This window comes from Streptomyces sp. NBC_00525, from assembly GCF_036346595.1.
Lineage (GTDB): Bacteria > Actinomycetota > Actinomycetes > Streptomycetales > Streptomycetaceae > Streptomyces.
Genome location: NZ_CP107834.1, coordinates 2,441,324 through 2,459,823, shown reverse-complemented (window position 1 = coordinate 2,459,823; position 18,500 = coordinate 2,441,324). Strand labels below are relative to the sequence as shown.

Below are 18,500 nucleotides of genomic sequence, written 5' to 3'. Positions count from 1 at the left end.
CGCGGTCAGCCCTTCTCTGCGGTGGTGGCCGCGCCGGTCGTGGTGATGTCCACGGGGCGGACGCCGAAGTGGGCCAGCATCACGGCGCAGGAGCGGCAGGGTGCCGCGTAGCTGCCGTGCAGCGGGTCGCCGTCCTCGCGGATGCGGCGCGCGGTGAGCCGGGAGTGCTTGAGGGCGCGGCGCGCCTCCCCGTTGGTGAGGGGCTTGCGCTGGGCCCGCTTGGAGCGTCCGGCCTCGGTGGCGGTGAGGTGGCGGGAGAGCAGTATGGCTTCGGGGCAGCGGCCGGTGAACCGTTCGCGCTGCGCGCTGGGGAGGGTGTCGAGGAAGTCCTGTACGAGGTGGTGCAGGACGGGTGGCTGGTCGCCCTTGCCCGCGGTGCAGGTGAGGGTCTCGCCGCGTACGGACAGGGCGGCGGCGACGGCGGGCAGGATGCCGTCGCGGCGCTGGCCGAGCCGGGGGGCGAGGCCCTGATCGGTGCTGCTCCAGCTGAGTCGTGGGTCCCCGGTGGTGACGGTCTGTGCAGAGTGTGCGGTGTGCATGGTGCTGTGTCCCTCCCGTGCCCGCAGCGGCCGCTGCAGAATGTGCACGCCCCCGTGTATGCGGGTGACAGCCTGCCAAATGTGTCGGGTCCTGTGAAAGCTGGGTCGGTGAAACGTGGTCGCGTGTCGCGATTCGGTGGCCTTCCCGTCGCTCGTCCGTCACACCGTTGTGACGGTTGGTGACGGAAGTGGTCCGGAGGCGGCGGGGCCGGTTCCCGTACGGGGGTCACCGCTTAGGCTGTGCCTGGACGACCCCCTGGGTCGGTCCTCATCAGCCGGACGCAGCAGGGGGCAACCGCCATGACGACAGGTCGGCTCGGGCAGGAAGCCGCGCCACCGAACGCGGCCTATGCCGGGCAGCTCGTGCACTTCCCGGACCCGGTCCGGGCCTCGCGCCACCCCAGAGGGGTGCGGATGGACGAGAACGGCTGCCCGGACTTCTCGCCGTACGCGCGGGCGGCGGCGGAGATCGCGGAGCCTCCGCAGGGTTTCGGCGTGGACGAGCTGCGGCTGACGGACTACGTGTCGGCGAACGCGGCGATGGCGGAGGCCGGCCACGAGCTGTGGGACACGATCCCGCCGGTGGCGACCCCGCACGGCTGGACCTGGCACCACGTGCCGGGCGGCCGGCGGATGGAGCTGGTTCCGGTCGAGGTGAAGGCGCTGCTGCGCCACCACGCGGGGCTGGCGTCGACCGAGGTGGACCTGGACAAGCGGGGTACGCGCCCGCTCCAGGAGACCCGGCCCGCGCACTTCCGGCTGCCCAAGGGGTCGGTCGCGGTGAGCGAGCAGCAGATCCTGGGCGTCGAGGAGGACCTCGGCTACCGGCTGCCGGGTGCGTACCGCTCGTTCCTCAAGGCGGCCGGTGGCGCGGCTCCGGTGGGTACGGCGCTGGACGCGGAGCTGGGGCTGCTGATCGACCAGCCGTTCTTCACGGTGCGCGAGGAGGCCGCCGTGAACGACCTGGTGTACGTGAACAAGTGCCTGCGCGACCATCTGACGAAGGACTACCTCGGTGTGGCCTTCGTGCAGGGCGGCATTCTCGCGGTGAAGGTGCGGGGCGAGGGTCTGGGCTCGGTGTGGTTCTGCGCCTACGACGACGCGCGCGACCGGGACGGCTGGACGGTGCAGGACCGGGTGGACCGGCTGCTGCTGCCGTGCGGTGAGGACTTCGACGCGTTCCTCCAGCGGCTCGCGGGCAACCCGCCGGAGCTGGAGACGGTGGCGAACCTGATGGTGGACGGCGGCTTCGCGCACGTCGTCCCGGTGGAGGGGTGAGCGCGATGGTGACCTTCGCACAGGCGCAGGAGCGCGCGGACGAATGGGTGAACGGTGACGTTCCTGCGTATCAGCACCGCGAGGTGCGGGTCCGTGAATTCGAACTCGGATTCGTGGTGTGGGCCGAGGACCGTCCGGACGGGCCGGTGTCGGACGGCGGCCGTCAGCGGCTGGTGATCGCGCGGGACAGCGGTGAGGCGACGCTGTGGCCCGGACTGCCGGTGGGTGAGGTGATCCGCCGGTACGAGGAGGAGTACGGCTCGCAGGACGTCGAGCCGGACGCTCCGGCGCCGCCCGAGCGGGTGGACCTGAATCAGACGTCGTTCCTGCTGAGCCCGCCGGAGTGGTTGCAGGAGGCGGCGGACAAGCTGGGCATCCCGGACCGGCGTGCCGAGCGGGACGACACCCCGCCGCCCGCCCCGGCCGCCCCGTCGTCCTTTCCGCCGCCGGCTCCGATCCCGTCGTCCCCGGTCCCGTCGTCCCCGACGCCTTCGCAGGGCGGGTCCGTGGCGTACGAGCCGACCGCGTCGGACGGTGTGCCGGCGTCCTCGCTCCAGCCGCCCGTGGGCGCCACGCCCTGGGCCGGGACCGACACGAACACCGGCGCCGGCGCGGACGACGCGGAGGTGGCGCTGCCGGCGACCGTGTTCGCGCCGCCGCTCTCCGGCGCCGATGACGAGGAGGAGCTGCCCCCGGTCGTGCCGGCGGACGCTCCCACGGCGCTGATGTCGGGTGGCAGCCAGTTGCCGAAGACCGCGATCGCGCCGAGCCTGGGCGGCCACCCGGCGAACTCCGCCCCGCCGGTGCCGGGTCCGCCGGTGCCCGGTACGGCCGTGCCCGGACCGCCCGTTCCCGGTACCGCGGTGCCGGGCCCGCCCGTTCCCGGTGTGCCCGGTCCGCCGCCCGCGCCGGGGGTTCCCGGCCGGCCCACCCCGCCGCCCGGTGGCGCGGGGGACATCGCCGACGCCGCGACGAGCAAGGCGGCCGTCCCGCCGCGCTCCCCGCGGGGCGGGACGCCTCCGCCGCCCGGTGCCCCCGGTGTTCCGGGTGCCCGGCCGGGTGCTCCGGTGCCGCCGCCGCCCTCGGGGCCGGGTGCGCCCGGCGCCCCGGCGGGCGGCTATGTGCCGACGCAGCTCGTCTCGCAGCTGGGCCCGCCCGGTGCCCCGCAGCCGCCCGGTCCGCCGACGCCGCCGCCCGGTGGCGGGGTGCACCAGGCCGCCACGATGTTCGCCGACCCCCAGGCGGCCGGCCCGCACGCCCCGCAGCCGCCCGGCCCGCCCGGTGCTCCCGGCGCGCCCGCCGGGCAGCAGCCGCCGCCCCCGCCGCCGGGTGCGACGCCGCCGCCCGGCCCCGGCGGGGTGCACCACGCGGCGACGATGCTCGCCGGTCCGGGCCAGGTCGGTCCGGGCGCGCCGCAGCCGCCCGGCCCGCCGATGGGCGTACCGGGGCAGGCTCCGCCGCCGGCGTACGGCTATCCGCAGGCGCCCCCCGGTCAGCCGACCGTGGGTCCGGGCTACCAGGCGGTGCTGCGCTTCCGGGCGCCGGACGGCAGTGAGCAGCAGCTGATCCGCCGCTCGGCGCCGGGCACCCCGCATCCGGAGTGGCAGATGCTGCACGAGCTGCGGGCGATGAACGTTCCGCCGCAGCAGGTGATCGAGCTGCACACGGAGCTGGAGTCCTGTGAGCTGCCCGGCGGCTACTGCGCCCGGATGATCCGGGAGACCTGGCCGCAGGTGCGGATCACCTCCGTCGCCCCGTACGGCACGGACCACGCCAGCCGGCAGCAGGGCATGCAGCATCTGCTCACGCATCAGGGCGAGTTGCACCAGGTGGCGGACGGTCCCGCGCGGCCGGCGCCGGTGCGTGCCCCGCTGCCGCAGATGCAGCCGGCGCCGCCGGTCCCGCCGGAGGCGCTGGCGGAGGAGATGCTGCAGACCTTCGGTCCGCAGGGTGTGCTCCGCTTCGACCAGCGGGCGGTGTCCCGTCAGGGCGTGCCGGAGATCGTGGCGCGGACGCTGGTGTGGGCGGGGCTGCCCGCCGACTTCGGGCCGTTCTTCTGGGCGCAGCCGGGTCAGCCGGTGGTGCCGACGCTGGCGGAGCTGGCCGCGCAGCGGCAGGTGCAGCCGGCCTCGGACGCCGGGTCGTACCTGGTGATGGGTTCGGACTTCGGCCGGGCGATCTGTGTCCAGTACGGGACCGCGCACATCGTGGCGGTGCCGGTGGAGTCGGGTCCGGGCGGTGCGCCGGTGCCGCCGCAGTTCGTGAACACGGGGCTGCCGGAGTTCGTGCGCTGCATGGCGCTGCTGGGCCGGATGTGGCGGCTGCGGTACGGGCTGAACCCGGAGCAGGCGGGCCGCTGGACGGTGGATTTCCAGGCGCAGCTGGTGGCGCTGGACGCGGCGGCGCTGGCGTCGCCGGAGAGCTGGTGGTCGGTGCTGCTGGAACAGATGTGGGACGGGCTGATCTGACCGTTCCGTACGCGAGGCGTGGTGCCCGGACCCTGCGAGGGGCCGGGCACCACGCCTTTCGCCGGGTGTGATGCCGGTCGCTTCCGTCCGGAAAGCGCCGCATCGATTCCGACTCCCCCACCAATTGCCGCATCCTTGACGTATCGCTCGCCGCGCGGGTGTCGGATTCGGGATGATCGGAAAGAGGCGTCAGGGATGAGTTCTGCACCGGGGTCCGCGTACGGGTTCGTCGGTGTACGAGGGCGTGGCTACCGGCCGGAGCAGGTGGACCGCGCGGTCGCGGCGCTCACCGCCGAGCGGGACGAGGCCGCGGCGCGGGTGGCCGCGCTCATGGAGCGGGCGGAGCTGCTGGCGGCGGAGTCCGCCCGGCTGGACGAGGTCGTGGCGCGGCTGGAGCCCCAGGACTACGCGTCGCTGGGGGAGCGGGCGCAGCGGATTCTCGCGCTGGCCGCCGAGGAGGCGGGGGCGCTCGTGGCGGCCGCGCGCGAGGAGGCGCAGGCTCTGGGGGACGAGGCGGACGCGGCGGCGCTGGCCCTGCGGGACGCGGCGCGGGCGGACGCGGATGCGGTGCGGGCGGCGGCGGTGGGCCGGGCCGACGAGGTGGTCGGGGTCGCCGAGGCGGCGGCCGGTGAGGTGCTGGAGGCGGCGCGTTCCGAGGCGGCGCGGCTGCGCGAGGAGGCGGCGTCCGCGGTGGAGGCGACGCGCACCCGTACCGCGAGTGTGCTGGCGCACCAGGAGCAGGAGCACGCCGAGCGGTGGAAGGCGGCCGAGCGGGAGCTGGCGGACGCGGAGGCGGCGCAGGCGGCCGAGCATGCCGCGCTGCTGGAGCGGGCGGAGGAGGACCTGGCGGCGGCGCGGCGGGTCCGGGCCGAGGCGGAGGAGGCCGCGCGGCACGGCCGGGAGGACGCCGAGGCGCGCGCGGCGGAGCTGCTCTCCCGTGCGCGGGTGCGCGAGGAGCGGGTGGTGCGCGAGACCGAGCGGATACTGCGGGAGCACGAGGAGGGCCGCGAGGAGGTCCAGGCGCACATGGCGCACGTACGCAGTTCGCTCGCGGCGCTGACCGGGCGGGTGGCCCCGGCGCGGGACTGACCGGCTTTCCCCCGGGGGGCGCGCGGAGGGCTCTCGGGGGCTTCTCAGGGGCGGGGCCAGGGGCGCCGGGAGAGCTGTTCGATGCTGCTGTTGAAGCGTTTGAGGTAGCCGGCGAAGGCGGCGATGTCGTCGTCCGGCCAGTCGTGCATGACCTGGTCCAGGGAGCGCACGACGCGTTCGCGTTCCGCGTCCAGGAGTTGGGCGCCCTCGTCGGTGATGCGGAACTTGCGGGCCATGCCGCCGTCCGGGTCGGGGATGCGTTCGGCGAGCCCGGCGCGGGTCACGGCGGCGGTCTGCCGGTTGAGGGTGGAGGCGTCGAGGCCGAAGGCGTCGCTCAGTTCGCCGTTGGACATGGGGCCCTGGACGCGGAGCCGGCTCAGCAGGATGTAGGCGCTGCGGTCCAGGAGGGCGTACTTGTGGCGTCCGCCGCGGTGGTCGGCGAGGCTGTGGCGGCCGAGCAGCATCTGCTCGTACTCCACCTCTTCCGTGGGCCTGGGCATGTCTGCGGCCTCCTGCTTCTGCTGCGTGGGGACGGCGGTTCATTCTCGCATGCAGTGTGCATGAGACACATGATGTGTATGACACATTGAGCATGTACGATGCACGTCGCTGTCCCGGCAGGCGGGACCACCCCTACCCCCGAGGAGTCCCCCTTCATGGAAGCCCCCCAGCCGCAGGCGAGGACCGGTGGCGTCGTCGCCACCCTGGCCCTCGCCGGCACCGTGGCAGCGGTCATGCAGACGCTGGTCACGCCCCTCATCGCGGAACTGCCCCGGATGCTGGACACCACGTCCTCCAACGCGGCCTGGGTCATCACCGTCACCCTGCTGGTCTCCGCGGTGTGCGTGCCGGTCTCCGGCCGGCTCGGCGACCTGCTCGGCAAGCGGCGGATGCTGCTGGCCTGCTCGGTGCCGCTGATCGTCGGCTCGGTGGTCTGCGCGCTCTCCTCCACCGTCGTCCCGATGATCGTCGGGCGCGGGCTCCAGGGCATGGGCATGGGCATGGTGCCGCTGGGCATCGCCCTGCTGCGCGACGTGGTGCCGCCGGAGAAGATGAGCTCGTCCATCGCCCTGGTCAGCGCCTCGCTCGGCATCGGCGGCGCGCTCGGCCTGCCGATCGCGTCGGCGGTCGCCCAGTACGCCAGCTGGCGCGTGCTGTTCTGGGGCTCGGCCGTGCTGGCCGCCGCCATCTGCGCGCTGATCTGGTTCCTGATCCCGGACGTCCCGGCCGGCGCCAAGGGGCAGCGCTTCGACGTGCCCGGCGCGCTCGGCCTGGCGGTCGGCCTGGTCGCCCTGCTGCTCGCCGTCTCCAAGGGCGCCGACTGGGGCTGGACCTCCACGACGACCATGGGCCTGTTCGCCACCGCCGTCGTGGTGCTCATCGCCTGGGGCTTCTGGGAACTGCGCACCACCGACCCGCTGGTGGACCTGCGCACCACGGCCCGCCCCCGGGTGCTGATCACCAACATCGCGTCGCTGTTCGTCGGATTCGGCATGTACGCCGGGATGCTGATCGCCCCTCAGCTGCTCCAGTTCCCCGAGGCCACCGGCTACGGGCTCGGCCAGTCGATGCTCCAGGCCGGTCTGTGGATGGCCCCCGGCGGCATCATGATGATGCTGGTCTCCCCGCTGGGCGGGAAGCTCACCGACGCCCGCGGCCCCAAGTTCACCCTGATCTGCGGGGTCGCGGTCATCGCCGCCGCCTACGGCCTCGGCCTGCTGCTGATGGGCAGCGCCTGGGGCCTGATGCTGTTCCTCATGGTCAGCAGCGGCGGCGTGGGCCTGGCCTACGGGGCGATGCCGGCCCTCATCATGAGCGCCGTCCCGGCCTCCGAGACCGCCGCGGCCAACGGCTTCAACACCCTCATGCGCGCCCTCGGCACCTCGGTCGGCGCCGCCGTCATCGGCGCCGTCCTCGCCCAGCTGACCACCGAGACGGGCGGCTACACCTTCACCTCCGAGGCGGGCTTCCGCATGGGCCTGATCGTCGGCTGCGGCGTCGCCCTGATCGCGGTGGCCGTCGCCGCCTTCATCCCGGCGACCCGCACCACCACCGCCACCCCGGACACCTCCCCGGCCCCGGCGACCCCGGAGGCGGCCACCGAGGCGGCCACCGAGGCGGCCACCGAGGCGGCCACCGAGGCGGCCACCGAGGCGGCCACCGAGGCGGCCACCGCCAAGAGCTGAGCCGCCGCCGCTCCGCCGCACCGCCCCTCCCGCGCCCCCGTCCCGGCTTCCCCGCCGGGGCGGGGGCGTTGCCGTGCCCACCCCGGGGTGTGGACCCCTGGGTGCAGCCCCTGAGCCGGGGGTGCTACTCGGGGCGCAGTCCCCTAGGGGGTGCTCCTTAGATCGGGCCAGGGACCGTTCCTCCCGCTGGAGGACGTGGCGCGGTGGCCCCCTTCCGTAGCGTGTTCCACGTACCGGGGACGGGCGGACCACAGGGGGCGGGGTGGGGAAAACCCCACCCGAAGACTGCGCTGCGCACCAGCGCGCCGGACCCCCTCCTGCCAGCAGACTTCACAGCAGAGGGCGACAATCCGTCGCCGACCGACTTAGGAGATATACCGTGACAACGGCTGTAACCATTCCCAGGCACGGGGGCACTGGAGGGCGTACGGCCGTGGCTGCGCGGGCGCGGCAGGTCGTCAAGGCGTACGGGACCGGCGAGACGCGGGTCGTCGCGCTGGACCACGTCGATGTGGACATCGCCCGCGGGCAGTTCACGGCGATCATGGGCCCGTCCGGCTCCGGCAAGTCGACGCTGATGCACTGCCTGGCCGGCCTCGACACCGTGACGTCCGGTCACATCCACCTGGCCGACACCGAGATCACCGGCCTCAAGGACAAGAAGCTCACCCAACTCCGCCGCGACCGCATCGGGTTCATCTTCCAGGCGTTCAACCTGCTCCCGACGCTCAACGCGCTGGAGAACATCACGCTCCCGATGGACATCGCGGGCCGCAGGCCCGACGCCGGCTGGCTCAACCAGGTCGTGGAGACCGTGGGCCTCGCCGGCCGGCTCAAGCACCGCCCCACGCAACTCTCCGGCGGCCAGCAGCAGCGCGTCGCCGTCGCGCGGGCCCTCGCCGCCAAGCCGGAGATCATCTTCGGTGACGAGCCCACCGGCAACCTGGACTCGCGGGCCGGCGCCGAGGTCCTGAGCTTCCTGCGCAAGTCCGTGGACGAGCTGGGCCAGACCATCGTCATGGTCACCCACGACCCGGTCGCCGCCTCCTACGCGGACCGGGTGCTCTACCTGGCGGACGGCCGCATCGTGGACGAGATGCTCAACCCCACCGCCGACCAGGTGCTGGACCGCATGAAGGACTTCGACGCGCGCGGGCGGACCTCATGACCGTGTGGAAGACCTCGATGCGCAACTTCTTCGCGCACAAGGGACGCATGGCGCTCTCCGCCGTCGCCGTCCTGCTGTCGGTGGCGTTCGTCAGTGGCACCCTCGTGTTCACCGACACCATGAACACCACGTTCGACAAGCTCTTCGCCGCCACCTCCGCCGACGTCACCGTCAGCCCCAAGAAGGCCAAGGTCGACGACATCCCGGGCAACGGCAAGCCCGAATCGGTGCCCGCCTCCCTCCTCGCCCGCGTCGAGAAGGCGGACGGCGTCAAGAAGGCGGAGGGCGGCGTCTCCAGCGCGGCCGTCACCGTCGTCAACAGCGAGAACGAGAACATGGGCTCCGACACCGGAGCCCCGACCATCGCCGCCAACTGGACCGAGAACGACCTGCGGTCCATGGAGATCACCTCCGGCCACGCCCCGCGCGGCCCCACCGACGTCATGGTGGACGCCGACACCGCCGAGAAGCACGATCTCAAGATCGGCGACGAACTGCGCACCATCGCCGCCACCGGCGACGTCACGGGGAAGATCAGCGGCATCGTCGCCTTCAAGGTGACCAACCCCGGCGCGGCCATCGTCTACCTCGACACCACCACCGCCCAGCGCTACCTCCTCGGCGCCCCCGACGTCTACTCGCACATCTCCGTCACCGCCGAACCCGGCGTCAGCGACGAGCGGTTGAAGCAGAACGTGACCAAGGAGCTCGCCGGCTCCACCGCGTACAAGATCCGCACGCAGGAGGAGTCGGCCGCCGACAACAAGGACTCCATGGGGTCGTTCCTCGACGTCATGAAGTACGCCATGCTCGGCTTCGCCGGGATCGCCTTCCTCGTCGGCATCTTCCTCATCGTCAACACCTTCTCCATGCTGGTCGCCCAGCGCACCCGCGAGATCGGCCTGATGCGGGCCATCGGCTCCAGCCGCAAGCAGGTCAACCGCTCGGTGCTGCTGGAAGCGGTGCTCCTGGGCATCTTCGGCTCCGTCCTCGGCGTCGGCGCCGGGGTCGGGCTCGCCGTCGGGCTGATGAAGGTCATGGGCGCCGTCGGCATGGAGCTGTCCACCGAGGACCTCACGATCGCCTGGACCACCCCCGTCATCGGGCTCGTGCTCGGCATCGTCGTCACCGTCCTCGCCGCCTACGTCCCGGCCCGCCGGGCCGGCAAGGTCTCCCCGATGGCCGCCCTGCGCGACGCCGGCACCCCGGCGGACGCCAAGTCCGGCTGGGTCCGGGCCGGCCTCGGCCTGGTCCTGACCGGCGCCGGCGCGGCCGCCCTCTGGTACACCACCCGGGTGGACGAGGCGAGCGACGGCTCCGCCTTCCTCGGCCTCGGCGTCCTGTTCACCCTCGTCGGCTTCGTCGTGATCGGCCCGCTGCTCGCCGGAGTCGTCGTACGGGCACTGAGCGCCGTACTGCTGCGGTTCTTCGGACCGGTCGGCCGGCTCGCCGAACGCAACGCCCTGCGCAACCCGCGCCGCACCGGCGCCACCGGCGCCGCCCTGATGATCGGCCTCGCCCTGGTGGCCTGCCTGTCCGTGGTCGGCTCCTCCATGGTCGCCTCGGCCACCGACGAACTCGACAAGTCGGTCGGCGCGGACTTCATCGTGCAGTCCTCCGTCCCCGAGCAGCTGATCGTCCCGCAGGCCGCCGAGGCCCTGGCCTCCGCGCCCGGCATCGACCACCTCACGCACTACAAGGTGATCAACGCCGAGCTGACCGGCCCGGACGGCAAGAAGACCGACGAGCACGTCACCGCCGCCGACCCCACCTACGCCCAGGACGTACGCCGCGAGGTCCTCTCCGGCGACCTGGACGCCGCGTACGGCAAGGACGCCATGTCGGTCGGCGAGGAGTTCGCCACCGCCCACCGCGTCAAGGTCGGCGACACCCTCACCGTCGCGTTCAAGGGCGGCGAGCGGGCGAAGCTCAAGGTCGCCGCGATCACCTCGGACGACACCGCCCTCGACCAGGGCGCGATGTACATGAGCACCGAGACCGCCCAGCGGTACGTCCCCGCCGACAAGATGCCCCAGAACATGATCATGTTCGCCAAGGCGAAGGACGGCCAGGAGGACGCGGCCTACGCGGCGCTCAAGGACTCGCTCGCGAAGTACCCGCAGTACAAGGTGCAGAACCAGGCCGACTTCAAGGAGGACCTGAAGGACCAGGTCGGCCAGCTCCTGAACGTCGTGTACGGGCTGCTCGCCCTGGCGATCATCGTCGCGGTGCTCGGTGTGGTGAACACCCTGGCCCTGTCGGTCGTCGAGCGGACCCGCGAGATCGGCCTGATGCGCGCCATCGGTCTCTCCCGCCGCCAGCTGCGCCGCATGATCCGGCTGGAGTCCGTGGTCATCGCCCTGTTCGGCGCCCTGCTCGGCCTCGGCCTGGGCATGGGCTGGGGCACCGCGGCCCAGAAGCTGCTGGCCCTGGAGGGCCTGGGCGTCCTGGACATCCCGTGGCCGACGATCATCACGGTGTTCATCGCCTCCGCCTTCGTCGGACTGTTCGCCGCCCTGGTCCCCGCGTTCCGGGCCGGCCGGATGAACGTCCTGAACGCGATCGCCTCGGACGGGTGAGAAGAAAGGTCACGCCCTGACGGCCCCGGCCCCGGCACGTTCCCCGGAACGCGCCGGGGCCGGGGCGTGTGGGGTGCGCGGGGCGACAGGGGCCGGTGGGGCGCGCACGGTACGGTGCGCGGACCCCCGCCGCGGGCGCGGCTGTCGGTTCCGGGCCGTACGCTGGAACCCCCGGCTCGTTCCACGCGTCGGGCCCTTCGCGTTGCCCCCGGTGCAGCGCGCCCTGGCGGCAGCCGGCCGTCAGGCCACCCCTCACCACCCGGACGGAACCCCCTTCATGAGCCTGAACGGTCTGCTGGATGTCGTCGTACGTGATCCGGCGCTCGACGAAGCGGTGAAGGCCGCCGGTGACGGCCACCGGATGCACATCGACCTGGTGGGCCCGCCCGCCGCCCGCCCCTTCGCGGTGGCGGCGCTGGCCAGGGACGCCGGGCGCACCGTCCTCGCGGTCACCGCGACCGGCCGGGAGGCGGAGGACCTGGCCGCCGCGCTGCGCACCATGCTGCCGCCGGACACGATCGCGGAGTTCCCGTCCTGGGAGACCCTGCCGCACGAGCGCCTGTCGCCCCGCTCCGACACCGTGGGCCGCCGGCTCGCCGTGCTGCGCCGCCTGGCGCACCCGAGCGCGGACGACCCCGAGACCGGGCCGGTGTCCGTCGTCGTCGCCCCCATCCGCTCCGTGCTCCAGCCGCAGGTCAAGGGGCTCGCCGACCTGGAGCCCGTGGCGCTGCGCACCGGGCAGAGCGCCGACCTCGGCGCCACCGTGGAGGCGCTGGCGGCAGCCGCGTACGCACGGGTCGAACTGGTCGAGAAGCGCGGCGAGTTCGCGGTGCGCGGCGGCATCCTGGACGTCTTCCCGCCCACCGAGGAGCACCCGCTGCGGGTGGAGTTCTGGGGCGACGACGTCGAGGAGATCCGCTACTTCAAGATCGCCGACCAGCGCTCCCTGGAGGTCGCCGAGCACGGGCTGTGGGCGCCGCCCTGCCGGGAGCTGCTGCTGACGGACGAGGTCAGGGAGCGGGCCGCCGCGCTCGCCGAGGCCCACCCCGAGCTGGGCGAACTCCTCGACAAGATCGCCGAGGGCATCGCGGTCGAGGGCATGGAGTCCCTGGCCCCGGTCCTCGTGGACGACATGGAGCTGCTGCTCGACGTGCTGCCCAAGGGCGCGATGGCCGTCGTCTGCGACCCCGAGCGGGTGCGCACCCGCGCCGCCGACCTGGTCGCGACCAGCCAGGAGTTCCTGCAGGCGTCCTGGGCGGCGTCGGCGGGCGGCGGCGAGGCCCCGATCGACGTCGGCGCGGCCTCGCTGCGCGGCATCGCGGACGTGCGCGAGCGGGCCCGTGAGCTGGACATGATGTGGTGGTCGATCTCCCCGTTCGCCGCCGACGCCGAGCCGGACGGGGACACCCTGGCGCTCGGCATGCAGGCCCCGGAGGCGTACCGGGGGGACACCGCGCGGGCGTTCGCCGACACCAAGGGCCGGCTGGCCGACGGCTGGCGCACGGTGTACGTCACGGAGGGCCAGGGCCTCGCCTCGCGCACTGTCGAGATGCTGGGCGGCGAGGGGATCGCGGCCCGGCTCGACCCGGACCTGGGCGAGATCTCCCCGTCCGTGGTGCACGTCTCCTGCGGCGCCATCGACCACGGCTTCGTCCACCCCGGCCTCCAACTCGCCGTGCTGACCGAGACGGACCTCACGGGTCAGCGCACCGCCACCAAGGACCTGGGCCGGATGCCCGTCCGGCGGCGCAAGACCATCGACCCGCTGACCCTGGAGGCCGGCGACTACATCGTCCACGAGCAGCACGGCGTGGGCCGCTACATCGAGATGGTGCAGCGCACGGTGCAGGGCGCCACCCGCGAGTACCTGCTCGTCGAGTACGCGCCCGCCAAGCGCGGCCAGCCCGGCGACCGGCTGTACATCCCGACCGACCAGCTGGAGCAGGTCACCAAGTACGTCGGCGGCGAGGCCCCCACCCTGCACCGGCTCGGCGGCGCCGACTGGACGAAGACCAAGGCGCGCGCCAAGAAGGCCGTCAAGGAGATCGCCGCCGACCTGATCAAGCTCTACTCGGCCCGGATGGCGGCCCCCGGCCACACCTTCGGCCCGGACACGCCCTGGCAGCGCGAGCTGGAGGACGCCTTCCCGTACGCGGAGACGCCCGACCAGCTGACGACGATCGCCGAGGTCAAGTCGGACATGGAGAAGTCGGTCCCGATGGACCGGTTGATCTGCGGCGACGTCGGGTACGGCAAGACGGAGATCGCGGTCCGCGCCGCGTTCAAGGCGGTCCAGGACGGGAAGCAGGTCGCCGTCCTCGTCCCCACCACGCTCCTTGTGCAGCAGCACTACGGCACGTTCACCGAGCGCTACTCCCAGTTCCCCGTCAATGTGCGCGCGCTGAGCCGCTTCCAGACGGAGACGGAGTCCAAGGCCACCCTCGAAGGGCTCCGCGAGGGCTCGGTCGACCTGGTCATCGGCACCCACCGGCTGTTCTCGTCCGAGACGAAGTTCAAGGACCTGGGCCTGGTCATCGTGGACGAGGAGCAGCGGTTCGGCGTCGAGCACAAGGAGCAGCTGAAGAAGCTCCGCGCCAACGTGGACGTGCTCACCATGTCCGCGACGCCCATCCCCCGTACGCTCGAAATGGCGGTCACCGGCATCCGCGAGATGTCCACCATCACCACGCCGCCCGAGGAGCGCCACCCCGTCCTGACCTTCGTCGGCCCCTACGAGGAGAAGCAGATCGGCGCCGCGATCCGGCGTGAACTGCTGCGCGAGGGCCAGGCGTTCTACATCCACAACCGGGTCGAGTCGATCGACCGGGCGGCTGCGCGGCTGCGCGAGATCGTGCCCGAGGCGCGGATCGCCACGGCGCACGGCCAGATGTCCGAACAGGCCCTGGAGCAGGTGGTCGTGGACTTCTGGGAGAAGAAGTTCGACGTGCTGGTCTCCACCACGATCGTCGAGTCCGGCATCGACATCTCCAACGCCAACACGCTCATCGTGGAGCGCGGCGACAACTTCGGCCTCTCCCAGCTCCACCAGCTGCGCGGCCGCGTCGGCCGGGGCCGCGACCGGGGGTACGCGTACTTCCTCTACCCGCCCGAGAAGCCGCTCACCGAGACCGCGCACGAGCGCCTGGCCACGATCGCCCAGCACACCGAGATGGGCGCCGGCATGTACGTCGCCATGAAGGACCTGGAGATCCGCGGCGCGGGCAACCTGCTCGGCGGCGAACAGTCCGGCCACATCGCGGGCGTCGGCTTCGACCTGTACGTACGCATGGTGGGCGAGGCGGTCGCCGACTACCGGGCCTCCCTGGAAGGCGGGGTGGAGGAGGAGCCGCCGCTGGAGGTCAAGATCGAGCTGCCGGTGGACGCGCACGTCCCGCACGACTACGCGCCCGGCGAGCGGCTGCGCCTCCAGGCGTACCGCGCGATCGCCTCGGCGAACTCGGAGGAGGACATCAAGGCGGTCCGCGAGGAGCTGACCGACCGCTACGGCAAGCTTCCGGAGCCGGTCGAGAACCTGCTGCTCGTGGCCGGTCTGCGGATGCTGGCCCGCGCCTGCGGCGTCGGCGACATCGTGCTCCAGGGGTCCAACATCCGCTTCGCGCCGGTCGAACTGCGCGAGTCGCAGGAGCTGCGCCTCAAGCGGCTCTACCCGAAGACGGTCATCAAGCCGGCGGTGCACCAGATCCTGGTCCCGCGCCCGACGACGGGGCGGATCGGCGGAAAGCCGGTGGTGGGCCGCGAACTGCTGGCGTGGACGGGCGAGTTCCTGACGACGATCCTGGGGTCGTGAGGGTCTGAGCGCGGACGCGGGTGCGATACGCCGACGACGTACCGCACCCGCACCCGTTCCCGTTTCCGCACCCGTTCCCGTTTCCGTTTCCGCGAAGGGGTCAGCCGATGGAGTCCAGCCGCATCGCGGCGGGGCCCTGGCCGGCGGTGTTGGTGCAGCGGCGGTCGCCCGACGGCTGCTGCAACTGGAGGGTCAGGCAGGTGCCGAGGGCCTGCTGCCCGTAGCTGTTGGGGTGCAGGGACTCCTGCTTCTGGCCCTGCCCGTAGCCGGAGGTCACGAAGCGGATCCACTCGCTGGTGTCACCGGAGGGGGCGTGGGTGGCGTCGGCGTGCCGGGTGCTGGTCGAGCACACTTCGCGGCCCTCGAACGACCGGGACAGGTCCAGGAACTCCGCGCCGCCTTCGTCGGCCGCGTCCGCCAGGACCGAACTGATCTCCGGGACCAGCTCGTCGTGCGCCCAGGTGAGGTCCTTGTCGTAGAAGGGGCAGCCGCCGGACTGGAGCCGGTCGTACTTCTCGCCGGGGTAGCGGATGCGGCCGGCGTCCGGGAGCGGGGAGGGGTACGACTGGAGGATCAGCCGGTACGAGCCGGCCGGGTGGCCCGCCCGGTCGAGCGCGGTCCGCACGTCGGCGAGGGTGTTCACGGCCGCCTGCCGCACGTCGGGCAGCCGCTCGGCGACCTGCTCGGCCGCGTCCGGTGCGCACGCTGAGCCGCCGATGACGAACTGGGTCGCGCAGTCGGTGATGATGTCGGAGAAGCCGAGGTCGTTGCCGCCGATCGACACGACGACCGCGCGCACCTCGCGGCCGATCGCCACGTCCTCCAGCTCCCTGGCCTGCGAGCGCTCGCCCTTGAACGGCTCGCCGCCGTTCTCGGGGAGGAGCACCGCCTTCGAGGTCGCCCCCGAGCAGGCGAGGTTGAGGCGGCTGACGTCGAGCGTGACGGACTGGACCTCGGCCACGTCGGAGCGGTTGCAGCCGCTGTCGTAGGACGACCCGTACACCCGGTAGGGGTCGCTCTCATCGGTCGCCGGGTCCCAGGCCCGGTCGGTGCCGGAGTAACCGTCGGCGCTGCGGTTGCTGTTGCCTGCCCAGCGTCCGGCCTCACCGGAGATGAAGCTGTCACCCACGGACACCAGCAGGGGCGCCTCGGCGGGGGCGGCCGGCGCGGTCAGGGCGGCGGAGGCGGAGGCGGGCAGTGCGCCCGAGACGGTGAGCGCACACACGGTGGCGGCTGCGGCGGCGAGGGCCTTTGAGCGTCGTGAGGGAGAAATGATCATGCGTTGGTTGTCGGCAGCAGGGCGGCGTGGAGTGAGGCAGGGGACGGCCTTTGCAGTCGAATGGATGAGTTGAGCAAGGGAGTTGTGAGCCGAAAACGACAGAAGAGGTCAGGATCGGCTGCACCTCCGGCACGACATGAGAGTTGACTCTCATAAAATATGAGAGCACTCTCTCACGTCATGGACTCCGTCAATCGCATGGGTGACCTCGAAATCACCGACCCGCAGACGATGCGCGCCCTGGCGCACCCTGTGCGCCTCGCGATCCTCGAACGGCTGGGCCGGGACGGACCGGCGACCGCGACCGAGCTGGCGCCGGACGTAGGAGCGACCCCCTCGGTGACCAGTTGGCACCTGCGCCACCTCGCGACGTTCGGGCTGGTACGGGACAGTGCGCCCGGCCCCGACCGCCGCAGTCGCCGCTGGGAGGCGGTGGCGCGCGGCTTCCGCTTCGACTCGCCGCAGGACCCGGCGGACGGTGAGGGCCGCTCGGCCGCGCGGGAGCTGTCGCGCCAGATGTTCCTGCGGACCGCCGGCCTCCCCGCCCGTTGGGCTGCGGAGGTCGAGCCCGGCCTCGACCCGCAGTGGCGGTCCGCCGCAGGCCTGGCCCACACCCGGATCACGGTGAACGCCGACGAACTCGCCGCGATCGAGGACGCGATCGAGCAGGTGCTGGCCCCGTACGTCACCCGCGACGCGGCGGACCGCCCCGAGGGAAGCCGTGGCGTGGCGTTGCTGCGGTACACGCTGCCGGAGGGTGAGGGAGACGAGGGGGCGGCCCCATGACCGCCGAATCCGGTGCACCCTCCGGCATATCCCCGCAGGCGAAGACACCGTCGTTGTGGCGGGACCGGCGCTTCGCCTGCTTCTGGGCGGGGAACACCGTCTCCCAGTTCGGTGACCGGATCACCGAACTGGCTCTGCCGCTGATCGCCGTCAGCACTCTCGGCGCCTCCGCCAATCAGGTCGCCTGGCTGACCGCCCTGATCTGGGCGCCCAACCTCCTCGGATTGTTCGTGGGCGCGTGGGCGGACCGGCGTGCTCGCAAGCGCCGCCTGATGGTCCTTGCCGACATCGTGCGCGCGGCGGTCCTGCTGAGCCTCCCGGTCGCCTACGTCCTGGGCTCGGTGACGCTGACCCAGCTGTACGTGGTCGCGGTCCTGGTGGGCGCGGGCGGGCTGCTGTTCAACACCGCGTACCCGTCGTTCTTCGTGCGGCTCGTGCCGAGGGCGTCGTACGTGGACGCCAACAGCAGGATCAGCACCAGCCGTTCGGCCTCCTACGTGGCCGGCCCCGCGATCGGTGGCGCACTGGTCCAGGCGCTGACCGCGCCCGTCGCGATCGTGGTGGACGCGCTGTCGTTCCTGGCGTCGGCAGCGCTGATCGGCCGTATCCGGGTCGACGAGCCGCCCGCCACCGGCCCGGCCGCACCCCCGTTGCTGCGCAGCGCCCGCGAGGGCCTGGCGTTCGTGGTGCGCCACCCGGTGCTGCGGGCGTCCCTGGGCTGCGCGACGACGGTCAACTTCTTCACCTTCGTCGGCGGCAGCGGCCTGCTCGTCCTGTTCGCGACGCGCGACCTCGGTCTGTCGGCCGGTGCGATCGGTCTCGCCCTGGGCATCGGCGCGACCGGGGCCCTGCTCGGCGCGGTGTGCGCCCCGGCGATCTCCCGCCGCCTGGGCATGGGCCGGGGCATCCTCGTGGGCGCGGTCCTCTTCCCTGCCCCGATCGCTCTCGCCGCCGCCGCGAATGGGCCGCTCTGGCTCCGCGCGGCCGCGCTGGCCGGTGCGGAATTCCTCTCCGGCTTCGGCGTCATGCTGTTCGACGTCAACCTCAACTCCCTCCAGGCGGCGGTGATCCCGGACGGGATGCGCAGCCGTGTGGCGGGCGCGTTCGGCACGGTCAACTACGGTGTACGCCCGGTGGGCGCGGTAGCCGGAGGTGCCCTGGCCACCCTCCTCGGCCTGCGTCCCACCCTCCTGGTGGCGGCAGTGGGCGGCTGCCTCTCCCTGCTCTGGCTCCTGCCGTCACCGATCCCGCGCATACGGGATCTGGACGGGGGCGCGGTGGCGTACCGGGGGGACGGGATGCGGTCGATCGAGGAGTGAG

At 72.8% G+C, this 18,500-nt stretch carries 12 protein-coding genes; 9 read left to right on the top strand and 3 right to left on the bottom strand.

Features of this window, described 5'->3' with window-relative positions:
• Positions 1-5 precede the first annotated feature (5 nt).
• A complete protein-coding gene (locus OG710_RS10855; RefSeq protein ID WP_330239145.1) occupies positions 6-539 on the bottom strand; it encodes a YwqJ-related putative deaminase in 534 nt (177 codons plus the stop codon).
• A 300-nt stretch (positions 540-839) separates the two neighbouring features.
• On the opposite strand from OG710_RS10855, the gene OG710_RS10850 reads away from it, so the two are divergent.
• The 3 genes from OG710_RS10850 (at position 840) to OG710_RS10840 (ending at position 5,374) form a co-directional block, all read left to right on the top strand.
• The gene (locus OG710_RS10850; RefSeq protein WP_330239144.1) at positions 840-1,817 is read left to right on the top strand and encodes an SMI1/KNR4 family protein; all 978 of its coding nucleotides are present in this window, start codon (positions 840-842) and stop codon (positions 1,815-1,817) included.
• Between the two features lie 5 nt (positions 1,818-1,822).
• Positions 1,823-4,285 carry an SUKH-4 family immunity protein gene (locus tag OG710_RS10845; protein WP_330239143.1) on the top strand — a complete coding sequence of 821 codons (2,463 nt, stop codon included), beginning with the start codon at positions 1,823-1,825 and terminating at the stop codon, positions 4,283-4,285.
• 195 nt (positions 4,286-4,480) lie between these two features.
• Positions 4,481-5,374, top strand: a complete 894-nt coding sequence (locus tag OG710_RS10840) for a cellulose-binding protein (protein ID WP_330239142.1) — start codon at positions 4,481-4,483, stop codon at positions 5,372-5,374.
• A 44-nt stretch (positions 5,375-5,418) separates the two neighbouring features.
• Here OG710_RS10840 and OG710_RS10835 read toward each other — a convergent pair whose 3' ends face one another.
• Positions 5,419-5,874: a MarR family winged helix-turn-helix transcriptional regulator gene (locus OG710_RS10835; protein WP_330239141.1), complete on the bottom strand. Its 456-nt coding sequence runs from the start codon at positions 5,872-5,874 to the stop codon at positions 5,419-5,421.
• Positions 5,875-6,030: 156 nt separating this feature from the next.
• On the opposite strand from OG710_RS10835, the gene OG710_RS10830 reads away from it, so the two are divergent.
• From OG710_RS10830 to mfd, 4 genes are all read left to right on the top strand, one after another.
• Entirely contained in the window at positions 6,031-7,560 is a 1,530-nt protein-coding gene (locus OG710_RS10830) for an MFS transporter (protein ID WP_330239140.1), read from the top strand.
• Positions 7,561-7,939: 379 nt separating this feature from the next.
• Positions 7,940-8,728 carry an ABC transporter ATP-binding protein gene (locus OG710_RS10825; protein WP_111330686.1) on the top strand — a complete coding sequence of 263 codons (789 nt, stop codon included), beginning with the start codon at positions 7,940-7,942 and terminating at the stop codon, positions 8,726-8,728.
• The gene (locus tag OG710_RS10820) at positions 8,725-11,307 is read left to right on the top strand and encodes an ABC transporter permease (protein ID WP_330239139.1); all 2,583 of its coding nucleotides are present in this window, start codon (positions 8,725-8,727) and stop codon (positions 11,305-11,307) included. The genes OG710_RS10825 and OG710_RS10820 overlap by 4 nt, the downstream gene beginning before the upstream one ends.
• A gap of 277 nt (positions 11,308-11,584) precedes the next feature.
• The gene (mfd, locus tag OG710_RS10815; protein ID WP_330239138.1) at positions 11,585-15,115 is read left to right on the top strand and encodes a transcription-repair coupling factor; all 3,531 of its coding nucleotides are present in this window, start codon (positions 11,585-11,587) and stop codon (positions 15,113-15,115) included.
• Positions 15,116-15,215: 100 nt separating this feature from the next.
• Here the strand turns inward: mfd and OG710_RS10810 are convergent, their stop codons facing one another.
• The gene (locus tag OG710_RS10810; protein ID WP_330239137.1) at positions 15,216-16,394 is read right to left on the bottom strand and encodes a GDSL-type esterase/lipase family protein; all 1,179 of its coding nucleotides are present in this window, start codon (positions 16,392-16,394) and stop codon (positions 15,216-15,218) included.
• Between the two features lie 180 nt (positions 16,395-16,574).
• Here OG710_RS10810 and OG710_RS10805 point away from each other — a divergent pair, with 180 nt between their 5' ends.
• Both OG710_RS10805 and OG710_RS10800 read left to right on the top strand, forming a co-directional pair.
• Positions 16,575-17,180, top strand: coding sequence for an ArsR/SmtB family transcription factor (locus tag OG710_RS10805; RefSeq protein WP_330239136.1), 606 nt, complete (start codon positions 16,575-16,577; stop codon positions 17,178-17,180).
• A complete protein-coding gene (locus OG710_RS10800; RefSeq protein WP_330239135.1) occupies positions 17,177-18,499 on the top strand; it encodes an MFS transporter in 1,323 nt (440 codons plus the stop codon). Before OG710_RS10805 ends, OG710_RS10800 begins: the two co-directional genes overlap by 4 nt.
• The last annotated feature ends 1 nt before the right edge of the window (position 18,500 follow it).

Excerpts from the sequence above, each read along its gene's own strand:
- mfd (WP_330239138.1), top strand. The coding sequence starts at position 11,585 with ATGAGCCTGAACGGTCTGCTGGATGTCGTCGTACGTGATCCGGCGCTC.
- OG710_RS10850 (WP_330239144.1), top strand. The coding sequence starts at position 840 with ATGACGACAGGTCGGCTCGGGCAGGAAGCCGCGCCACCGAACGCGGCC.
- OG710_RS10810 (WP_330239137.1), bottom strand. The coding sequence starts at position 16,394 with ATGATCATTTCTCCCTCACGACGCTCAAAGGCCCTCGCCGCCGCAGCC.
- OG710_RS10845 (WP_330239143.1), top strand. The coding sequence starts at position 1,823 with ATGGTGACCTTCGCACAGGCGCAGGAGCGCGCGGACGAATGGGTGAAC.
- OG710_RS10840 (WP_330239142.1), top strand. The coding sequence starts at position 4,481 with ATGAGTTCTGCACCGGGGTCCGCGTACGGGTTCGTCGGTGTACGAGGG.
- OG710_RS10800 (WP_330239135.1), top strand. The coding sequence starts at position 17,177 with ATGACCGCCGAATCCGGTGCACCCTCCGGCATATCCCCGCAGGCGAAG.
- OG710_RS10820 (WP_330239139.1), top strand. The coding sequence starts at position 8,725 with ATGACCGTGTGGAAGACCTCGATGCGCAACTTCTTCGCGCACAAGGGA.
- OG710_RS10830 (WP_330239140.1), top strand. The coding sequence starts at position 6,031 with ATGGAAGCCCCCCAGCCGCAGGCGAGGACCGGTGGCGTCGTCGCCACC.
- OG710_RS10835 (WP_330239141.1), bottom strand. The coding sequence starts at position 5,874 with ATGCCCAGGCCCACGGAAGAGGTGGAGTACGAGCAGATGCTGCTCGGC.
- OG710_RS10855 (WP_330239145.1), bottom strand. The coding sequence starts at position 539 with ATGCACACCGCACACTCTGCACAGACCGTCACCACCGGGGACCCACGA.
- OG710_RS10805 (WP_330239136.1), top strand. The coding sequence starts at position 16,575 with ATGGACTCCGTCAATCGCATGGGTGACCTCGAAATCACCGACCCGCAG.